The organism is Mesorhizobium sp. WSM4844 (assembly GCF_055811775.1).
The window spans coordinates 19,925-30,836 of record NZ_JBVVQB010000070.1 but is presented as its reverse complement, the minus strand read 5'-3'; the positions used below and the strand labels follow the sequence as shown (position 1 = coordinate 30,836).

Below are 10,912 nucleotides of genomic sequence, written 5' to 3'. Positions count from 1 at the left end.
AATCATCTCCCTCTCTTCCTTGCCCACGGAATCACCAATCCGATTCTGTGCAAAGCCCTCCTTGTGGGAGAAGGTGGATTGGCGCGCAGCGCCAAGACGGTTGAGGGGTGCTGGCCGGAGCGAGGCCGGCGCTAAGCTGGACCACCCCTCATCCGTCGCCTTCGGCGACACCTTCTCCCACAAGGGGAGAAGGGAAGAACTCAGGCGGCCGCGTCCGTGATGGTTCGGCTGAGGCGGCGGACTTCCTCGTCGTTGAGCAGGCCGCCGGCGCGCAACAGGCTGGCGAAGCGGCCATTGCGCATCGACAATTCGGCGAAGCCACCCATTTCGACCACCTTGCCCTTGTCCATGAAGACGACCAGATCGGCATCGCGAACAGTGGTCAGGCGGTGTGCGATGATGAAGGTGGTGCGGCCGCGCCGCAATTCGTCGATCGCTTCCTTGACGCGGTCTTCCGTCTCGACGTCAAGCGCGCTGGTCGCTTCGTCGAGCACCAGGATGGGTGAATCCTTCAGCACGGCGCGCGCGATTGCGATACGCTGGCGCTCGCCGCCCGAAAGTTGTCCACCGCGTTCGCCGACGACCGTATCGTAGCCGTTGCTCTTCGACAGGATGAAATCCTGCGCGGCAGCGGCATTGGCGGCGGCGTGGACCTCGTCATAGGTCGCCTCGGCGCGCCCGACGCGAATATTGTCCTCGATCGAGCGGTTGAGCAGACCGGCATCCTGGAACACGGTGGCGATCGAGTGGCGCAGCGACTTGCGGGTCACCGTGCGGGTATCGATGCCATCGATCAGGATACGGCCGCTGGACGGCGAAAAGACCCGCTGCAGGAGATTGATCAGCGTGGTCTTGCCTGCGCCGGTCGGGCCGACGATGGCCACGGTCTGGCCGGCATGGACCTCGAACGACACGTCGTTCACGCCCTGCCCCGAATTGGCGAATTCGAAGTTGACGTTTTCGAAATGCACATGACCAGTGACGTTGACCAGGTCACGCAACCCGTCCGGCTCGGCGGCCTCGGCCGCGGAGTCCTCAAGGCGATAAAATTCCTCGAGCTTGGCCCTGGCTTCCGAAATCTGGTTGGCGAAGGCCGACATCTGGTCGAGCCGGGCGATCAGCAGCGTGGCAAAGCCGGTAAACGCGATGACGTCACCGATACGCAATTGGCCATGCATGACCAGATAGGAGCCGATCAACAGCACGACCATCATCGAAATGGTCGACGACAGACGGTGCAGGGCGTTGGCCAACGCCCACCAGTCGAGCACCGGATACTGGGCATCAAGCAGATTCTTGACATAGCGCTTCAAGGCGTCGGTCTCGTGGCCGATGCGATTGTAGCTCTGCAGCACGGCGACATTGCTGACCGAGTCGCTCACATGCGCGAACACCTGGTGAAAATGCCGCTCCACGGACGCCTGGCCTTCCCTGGTGCGACGCATCACCAGCCGGCCAATTCCGACGTAGAGCGCGCCCAGCGCCAGCAGGACCATCGACATGCGAATGTCCATGCTGAGCGCCGTCGGCACCAGCAGAACCAGCGCGACAACCGTGGACAAATGCTGCCTCATGAACTCGAGCCAGAGGCTGAACAAGGTCTCGACCGCGCGCAGCAGCGTATGCAGGGAATTGGAGGTGCCGCGCTGATGATGCCAGGCAAGCGGCATGGTGATCACGCGCTCGAACGACTGGCAAAGAACCTCGCTGCGCCGCGCATGGGCAAAACGGTCCGCGCCGCGCGCCACCAGAACGAAGGCGATGACGTTGAAGACGCCGATACCGGCCCATAGGCCGAGCGTCGAAAAGACCGAGCCGCTATCCGAAATGGCATCGATCACCCGTCCGAACATGATCGGCTCAAGGATGGCGATAATCGCAAGCGCGACATTCGCCCCACAGATAAACGCGACGCGTTTTCTGTCGGCAGCGAGATAACCGAGCGCTCTCCAGTAGATTTGCAGAAGGGACACTTCAGCTACTCCGGCAAATTGTTATTGTGCACTGCATCATTTTCTGACTCGTACTCGTTGACGTGTCGCGAAACAATGCCCTCGTACCCCTTCAGTTCCCAATTCGCGAACAAAAGATGGCGACGCTGCGAAATCTGTCGTGATCACCTAACGGTTTGAGAAGAAAGGTAAAATGTCAGCCTTGCGGCAAAATCGTGGCAGGCCGGAAGCACTGCCGAAATTTTAATCAGCAACTTGGCATGTACGAATCCCAAAAGCCTGCATCGGCCTTTGGGATATCTCATGCGCAATAGAATTGCTCGAGCAACTTTAAATAACGCACATGGTCAAGATGTACAAAGACGCTCCAAATCCTTAAAGCTACGCCGGTATCCTGACGACCAGATCGGCCTTGTCGCCGGCTTTCGGTTCGAAAGACGAAGCCTTCGTCTTTTTACCATTTACCTCGAGCGAGACGGCTTTGGCCTTGTTGTCGCGGACAACCTGAACCCTGAGCTCGGCCCCCAGCACCTTGAGCGTTGCCGCATAGCCATCCCAATGGCTGGGCAGTTTCGGCCTGAACTGGATGCGCTCGCCCCTGCGCTCGATGCCGAGGATGCCTTCGACCGCCGCGCGATAAAGCCAGCCGGCCGAGCCGGTATACCAGGTCCAGCCGCCGCGGCCGCCCTTGCCTTGCCCGGCGTAGACGTCTGCCGCGACGACATAAGGCTCGACGCGGTAGTGCTCGGCAGCGGCTTCGTCGGGTGCATGGTTGACCGGGTTGAGCATCGAGAAGCAGCGGTAGGCGTCGTCGACGCGCCCCATTTCGGCGAGCGCAATGACGAACCATGTCGCTGCGTGGGTGTACTGGCCGCCGTTTTCACGGACACCCGGCGGGTAGCTCTTGATGTAGCCTGGGTTCTGTTCCGTCCTGGAAAAGGGAGGGGTGAAAAGCTTGACGATGTTGAGCTCGTCGTCGACGAGCATTTTCATCGCCTGCTGCATCGCCGTCGTCGATCGCGCCGGATCGCCCTCGCCCGACAGCACGCTCCACGACTGGGCAATCGAGTCGATCTTGCATTCCTGCGAGCTGCGCGATCCCAGCGGCGTGCCGTCGTCGAAGCTGCCGCGACGGTACCATTCACCGTCCCAGGCCGTGCTTTCAAGCGCCCGCTTCAGCACGCCCGCGTGTTTTGTCCAGGCTTGCGCACGCTTGGCGTCGCCTTCCGCCTTGGCGACAGCTGCAAAGTCGCCCAGCGTCTTCAGCAGGAACCAACCCAGCCAGACGCTCTCGCCCTTACCGTGCTCGCCGACACGGTTCATGCCGTCGTTCCAGTCACCGCCGAGGATCAGCGGCAGTCCGGCGGGGCTGCTGCGCTTGATGGCAAGGTCAAGTGCGCGCGCGCAATGATCATAGAGTGAAGCGGTCTTCTTCGATATCTCCGGCGTGAAAAAGGCGTCGTGCTCGCCTTCTTCCAGCGACGGCCCTTCGATGAAGGGCAATTGTTCCCTGAGGATCGCGGTATCGCCGGTCACCAGCAAGTAGTGTGCCGTGGCGTGGGCGAGCCAGACCACGTCGTCGGAAATCATGGTGCGGACGCCTGCCTCGGTTCGCGGCAGCCACCAATGCTGCACGTCGCCTTCGGGGAATTGCCGCCGCGCCGCGTTGAGGATCTGGTCGCGCGCCAGTTTCGGATCATGGAGAAGCAGGGCCAGCGTGTCCTGCAACTGATCGCGGAAGCCAAAGGCGCCGCTCGCCTGGTAAAACGCCGAGCGGGCGCGGATGCGGCAGGCAAGGCTCTGATAGGGCAGCCAGTGGTTGACCATCGCGTTGAGCGCCCTGTCCGGCGTCTCGACCTGGATGGTGTCGAGAAACCCTCGCCAGGTGCGTTCATTGTCAGTCAGCCGCTGATCGAAATCCTTGCTGCAGTGATGCTGTACCAGCGCGCTGGCTTCTTCGGCAGAGGCTGCATCGCCGAGCAGCCAGAGCAGCGTCACGTCGCCGCCGGCAGGGATGTCGACGTCGCGTGCAATTGCCGCACAAGGATCGTCGCCCGCCTCGACGCGGCCCGACAGGCTTGCGCCGCTGAGCACGGCTTGCGGGAGTTCGCTGGTACCGTGGCGGCCAATGAACTCGCCGCGGTCGGCCGTCACCGAGTGTGCCGCGCCGTCGGCGGCCAGGAAGGCGACCCGCTCGCTGAAATCGAGCCCGTAGGGATTTTGCGCCAGCAACGCGCCCGTCGCGGCATCCCTGGACGGAACGATGGTCGCCGCCGTGCGCGAACGATGGCTGCCAAGAACCCATTCCGCATAGGCATAGACGCGCAGTCGCACCGGAGCCGAACTGGAATTCTGGATGCGCAACCTCGAGATTTTCACCGGATCGACGGAATCCACCACATGGGTAAGGTCCATCGACAGCGGCCCGCGCTTCGAACGGAAGGTCGAAAACCCCTGCCCGTGCCATGTTTCGTAGGTCATGGCGGGGTCGCGGACGACGGCGGCCAGCGGCGAGAACGCCCGGCCGCTGGCATGATCGTAGATATAGATGCCCTCGCCTGGCCGGTTGGTGACCGGGTCGTTCGCCCACGGCGTCAGTTGATAGTCGCGGCTGTTTCGGCTCCAGCTGAAGGCAGCGCCTTCAGCCGAAACGTGGAAACCGAACGAGGCGTTGGAGACGACGTTGATCCAGGGCTGCGGCGTCGTGCGCCGGCCAGCAAGGCGCACGACATAGTGGCGTCCGTCGCCCTCGAAACCGCCAAAACCGTTCCACTGGTTGAGCCCGTTGCCGTCGGCACTGCCGTCGAACGAGGCTTGGGCCCACGTCTGTGGCGCCGGCGGAGACGGTTCACGAAGCGATGCTGCACCCGCCGGCTGCAAGGCGTCCCGCGCTTGCAGCGCAGCGGCCTCGGCGCGCTCGATCTGATCGAAGATGGTGCCGTTGCGCGTGTGCAGAACGACGCGAGCAGTGGCCAGCAGCGTCTTGTAGGTCGCCTCGTCCATGAGGTCGCGGCGCACCGCGAAGATGTGCTGGCGGGGTCCTAGCTCCTTGCCGCGCAGGCGGCTGTTTTCGCACAGCGTCTCGACCGCCCGTTGCAGGTCCTGCACGTAGGACGAAGCCTGCTCGTTGATGACGACAAAGTCGATCATCATGCCTCGGGCGCGCATGTATTCCTGGAAGCGGAGCGCCTGGGCAACGATTTCGAGATCGGCGACATCGCCGATCCTGACCAGGAAAATCGGAAAGTCGCCGGATATGCTGGTCGGCCATAGGCCCGATTGCCTACCGAGCCCGGAAGCGATCGATTCGGCCGGAAGCCGCAGGAACGGATCCGGATAGATCAGGTAGCGCGCCAGATTCTGCACATTGGCGGCATCGGCAAGGCTGAGACCGAGATGCCGGGTCTGCACCTGTGAGCGGGTCCAGGCGAGCATCGCCTGGCGCGCGAAGGCTTCCGGATGATCAAGCCGCGCAATGGCTTCTTCGAGTTCGGCACGGTTGGCGCCGACGGCAGTCCAGAAGGTCAGCGCTGTCTTCTTGTTGGCCGGCACGCGCACCTGTCGGCGAAGTGCCGCGACCGGATCCAGCGTGAAGCCGGAATGGCCGCCAAGCTTGGCGCCGGGATCGAAGGCGGCGGCCTCGGTAATGGTGCGGCCGCGGCCTATGAAGGCGCGCCGGTCGGTTTCGGCCTCGGCGTCGCGCGTCGACCCAGACGGGTCGGTGACGAAATGCACCATGGCGACATCAGGCTCGTCCGTTTCCCGCTTACGTCTGGTGGCGAAGATCGCTGCGTTATTCGCAGCGATTTCGGTTTCCACGAACATTTTCGAGAACGCCGGATGCGCGTTGTCGGATGCTTCGGAGCCCAGCACCAGTTCAGCGAACGAGGTCACTTCGATATGCCGGTCGACCGGGCCGTCATTGTAGAGCGTCACCCGCCGGCCTTCGCCATTTCCTTCCGAAATGACGATGCATTCGACCTCCGAACGCAGTGATCCCACTGACTTGACGAAGCTCGCCTTGTCGTCGGAGAACAGCGTCCGCACCTCTTCGTGGGCGGCACGCTTCGGCTCGGCGGTGGCCGACCACCAGTCGCCGGTGCCGGAGTCGCGCAGGAAGATGTAGGAGCCAAGCCGATCCTCGGTCGGGTCCGGCTGCCAGCGCGTGACGGCAAGCTCGCCCCAGCGACTATAGCCGGAGCCGGTCGCGGTAACCATGACCGAGTAGCGGCCATTGGACATGACGCTGGTCGAACGCAGCGCCTTGAGCGGGTTGAGCACGATGCGCGTATCGGGGCTTTCGGCTTCCGTTTCGTCCTTCGACCGTTCGTCGGCCTCGGTCCTGACGGTGGCGGTCGGGATGTCGCGCGGCGCTCTTTCCTGCAGCAGCAACTCGGCCGACTCGATCACCGGATCGCTGTGGAAGCGGTCGCGCAGGCGTCCTTCGAAGATGGCGTCGGCGACGGCGGCGATCGACATGCCGGAATGGTGGGCCATGTAGTTCAGCACGACGACATGGTCGGTGCCCTCCGGCACGCGTTGCGGCGTGAAATCGACCGCATCGTAGAAGCCGTGCCGGCCAAGGGCGCCGAGCCGCCTCAGCCTGGCCAGGTTCTGCACCGATTCACGCGGGGTGAACTGCGCCGCCAGCACGGTCGCATAAGGGGCAATCACCGTGTTCTGGCCAAGACCTCGCTTCAGGCCCAGCCCAGGCACGCCGAAATTGGTGTACTGGTAGGTCAGTTCGCGATCGCGGGCGTTGTAGGCCGCTTCCGAAATGCCCCAGGGCACGTCCTTCGAGCGGCCGTACTGGATCTGGCGCTTGATGATGAGCTTGCTGGTCTGGTTGAGGATGCTGCCTTGCGGCTCCTTCATCACCAGCGGCGGCATCAAATACTCGAACATCGAGCCGGACCAGGACATCAGCGCGCCCTTGAACCCGATCTCGACGATCGGCCGGCCGAGGTGGAACCAGTGCTCCGTCGGCAGATCGCCCTTGGCTATGGCGAACAGGCTGGTCAGCCGCGCCTCGGAAGCCAGCAGGTCGTAGCAGCTCTCGTCGAGCTGATGCTCCTCGACCCGGTAGCCGATCGACAGAAGCTTGCGTTCCTTGCGCATGAGGAAGGAGAAATCCATCTCGAAGGCAAAGCGACGTGTGCGCTCGCGCAACGACAGAAGCTTGGCCCGCAGCGCCTCGACGGCAGTGTCGTCGCTATGCGCGTCATGGACATGCGCTTCGCAGGTGGCTTCCAGTCTCGCCGCCCAGTCGGCGATGGTGTCGCTCTGCGTCGATGCGGCCTCAGTATGGATAGCGATGGCGAGCTTGCGGATCTCGCCGGCCAGAACGGCCAGGTTGATGGTGCGGATCGACGCCATCTCGGGCTGTGCCTTGATCGATTCGACCGCGCGTCGCATGCCATCGAGGCGATCGGCAAGTCGCTGGCGCAACGGCCGCAACTGACGGCGGTCGTCAGGCAACTCGGCCAGGCTTTCGTCGAGGATCGTCACGGTATCGAGGATACCCTCGAAGTCGCCCTGAAGGTGGACTGCAGGCGCTTCCGCCCATTCGGCACAGGCTGCCGCCACCGCCACCAGATGGCCGGCGAGATTGCCGCTATCGACGGCGGAAATGTACAGCGGATAGAGCGGCTTCAGCGTCGTCGTATCATACCAGTTGAAGAGATGGCCGCGCTCACGCGGCATGCTCTCGATAGTCGACATCGTCGCGTCGATGCGGGTGGTGGCGTCGGACAGGCTGATCCAGCCGAAATCGCGCGCCGAAACAACTGACAGGAGATAGACGCCGATATTGGTCGGCGAGGTGCGGGGGGCCACGACAGGCGCCGGGCTTTCCTGGAAATTGTCGGGCGGCAGATTGTGATGCTCGGCCGTCACGAAGGTCTCGAAATAATGCCATGTGCGCCGCGCAATCGTGCGCAGCACATGGATGTCCGCCGCCGATATGCGCAAACGGTCCTCGGTTTCGGCCGAGCGGCTGATAAAGAAGGCGAAGGCCGGCGAGCCGATCCAGAACAGCGCGAAGAAGAAGGCGACGAAAGCTCCGGTGGAATCGGCCACAACAGGGATGGCGAGGCCGACGACGCCGACGATCACAGCGCCGTACATCATGCCGTAATAAGAGCCGAGATCGTTGTCGCCGATCTTGTGAGCCTGCGAGGCAGTGCGCCATTCGAGCATGTTCTTCCGGCTGACGAACAGGCGGTAGAGCGTGCGAATGATGGCATCGCCCATCATCCAGGCCAAATGCGCCATCAGCACGATCTTCAGAGCCACCAGGGCGGTGCCGAAGACGACGTCGCGCGCCAGCGCCGAGAAATGACCGCGCGGCGTCTGGTCGCCGCTTTTCGGCAGGATGGCGTGGACGATGTCGAACGTCGGCGCCATGAAAAGTGTGAGGATCAGCAGCGCCTGCCATTGCGCGGCCTGGGTGAAGGGCAGCAGCGTCCAGCCGGCGATCGCGGCCATCACCCAGAAGATCGGCGTCAGCGACCGGCGCAGATTGTCGACCATCTTCCAGCGCGACAGCGCCGGCACGCCGGAACGCGGATTGAGAATGAAGCCCAGAAGCTGCCAGTCGCCGCGCGCCCAGCGATGGTGGCGCGACGCGTCGACCGAATAGCGGGTCGGATAGTCCTCGACCAGTTCGACGTCGGTGACCAGTGCCGCGCGCGCCAACGCGCCTTCGAGCAGATCGTGGCTGAGCACGGTGTTTTCTTCGATGCGGCCCTTCAGCGCCGCCTCGAAGGCGTCGACGTGATAGAGCCCCTTGCCGGTGAAGGAGCCGTCGCCGAAGACGTCCTGGTAGATGTCCGAGACGGCAAATACGTAGGGATCGAGGCCGCGATTGGCAGAAAAGACCCGCTGGAAGAAGGATGCATCGTCGCCGCTGGTCAGCGAAGCGGTGATGCGCGGCTGCAGGATGGTGTAGCCGGCGGTGACGACGCGCTTTGCCGCATCGTAATGCGGGCGGTTGAGCGGATGGCAAAGCTTTCCAGCCAAACTGGCGACGGCATCGCGGGTGGTGCGCGTATCGGCATCCAGCGTCATCACATGGATGACGTTTTCCGGCAACGACACGTCCAGCGGCAGAAAGGTAGTGTCGCTGTCGCCACGCAGCAGAAGATTCAGTTCGTGGAGCTTGCCGCGCTTGCGTTCCCAGCCCATCCAGGCGCCCTGGGATTCATTGTAGAGCCGCCGGCGGTGCAGGACGTAGAAACGCGGCGCTCCTTCGCTGGGATAGCGGGCGTTCAGCCGCGCGATCTCGTCGCGAGCATATTGGAGGATCTCGATATCCGCCGCATCGATTTCGGTTTTGCTGTCCGGCCAGTCCGAAAGCAGAGCGAAATGGATTTCGTCCGCCGTGTTGGCCAGGTGGTGCACTTCGATGTTGCGGATGTTCTCCTCGACGTCGTCGCGCGAGCCGATCAGCGAAGGCACCACCACCAGCGTGCGCGCCTCGGGCGGCATGCCGCGTTTATAGTCGTAGCCGACGAGGCGCGTCGGCTTCAGGAACAACGATACGACGGTGTTGAAGAAGGCAAGCGCGCCTTCGCTGGCCGGCACGGCAAACAGCGCCAGCATCAGGACGATCGACGGTATGGACAGGCCGAGACTGGCAAGGGCGTTGCCGGAGAGGACAAGAAGCAGGACCGTCAGCGCGAACACCGGCACGACAATGCCCAGCCATCCGGTCTTGCGGAACGCCCGTTTGATCGTGACGCTGACCGTCGGCCGATAGCCGATCGCCTTTTCCAGTTCCAGCCGGCGCGGGCCGACCAGAAAGAACCCGACGTCGGTGTGAGCGGTCGGACCGGTGACGGTGGTATCGGCGACAGCGGCATGGCCGGCGAGTTCGATCGCCTTTTCAGCAACGCGGAATTCGGAACGATCGGAGCGGCGCGCCATTTCCTCGATCGCGGTCCGGTACTGGTCGCGCGAGAAGAAATCCAGCGCGGCAAAATCGGTGCGCTCGCGCAGCAAGGTGTCGATGCGGCTGACATCTTCGAACCAAACCGTCCAGTCGATATCGTTGATGAGCCTGAGGCCGCGGATGATGTTGCCGGTGGTCACGTTGCCGCTGGACAACGTGCGATGCTCGCTGATGATGATTTCCTCGGCATCGGAGCCGGACCTTTCAAGCTCGCCCTCCAGCCATTCCAGCGCCCTGCCGGCATTTTGCGACCCGTCGCGCAGGCGGTAGAGCAATTGAGTGGCAAAGGTGGTGTCTTGTGCATGGGCGACGTAGTTCGACAGGATCGCCTGACGGTCGGCGGTTTCATCGAGTGCCAGCACGCGGTCTGCGACCTCGTTGGCAATCTGGCGCATCTGCCGGGTACGACTGACCCGGACCGCGATCCGGCGAAGATTTTCGATCAGAACGAAGCGCAGCAGCGATGGCAGCGCCCAGAGCTCGCCGATCTTCAGCGGCTCGACGGCCTGAAAGCCTTCGACGATCGCCTTGAACATGGTCGCCGAGACCGAACTGTCCGAATGGGCGACATAGGTCCAGGCCAGCGCAAGGGCGCGCGGCACGCTGGCGCCGTCGGACAGTTTCAGGGTCGGCAACTGACGATAGAAGCGGCGTGGCAGGTCACGCTTGACCTGGAAGATGGTTTCCTCGACCAGATAGTTGTTGTCGAGCAGCCATTGCGCCGCCGGCGTGATCGTCTCGCCTCTCGCCTGCGCGGCATTGGTCGAACGGTAGACTTCGAGGATCTTGCTGGCGCTGTCGCGAACGCGTGGCTGGAAATCGAACGGCTCCAGGCCGAACAGATCCTTGACGTCGCCCTTGGCGAGGCTTGCACCCAGTGTGCGCAGGCGCTCTTCCGGCAGGAAATTGGAGCGTATCGGCTCTTCCGTGATGGCCGGAAAGCTCGCGCTCGTCTTTTCCATTTGGGTGGGGTCTGTCTGTATATTCATTGAAAATTCCGCATGGGGGA

At 63.0% G+C, this 10,912-nt stretch carries 2 protein-coding genes; both read right to left on the bottom strand.

The features are described 5' to 3' along the window. Nucleotides 1–200: 200 nt before the first annotated feature. Nucleotides 201–1,973 (bottom strand): glucan ABC transporter ATP-binding protein/ permease, encoded by a 1,773-nt coding sequence (locus AC0L2A_RS32190; RefSeq protein WP_473612244.1) that lies wholly within the window; start codon nucleotides 1,971–1,973, stop codon nucleotides 201–203. 360 nt (nucleotides 1,974–2,333) lie between these two features. Next, nucleotides 2,334–10,892, bottom strand: coding sequence for a glycoside hydrolase family 94 protein (locus tag AC0L2A_RS32185; protein WP_473612243.1), 8,559 nt, complete (start codon nucleotides 10,890–10,892; stop codon nucleotides 2,334–2,336). Nucleotides 10,893–10,912 lie beyond the last annotated feature (20 nt).

What these genes read in the sequence shown, in the direction of transcription:
- AC0L2A_RS32185 (WP_473612243.1), bottom strand. Translation starts at nt 10,892, where the DNA reads ATGAATATACAGACAGACCCCACCCAAATGGAAAAGACGAGCGCGAGC.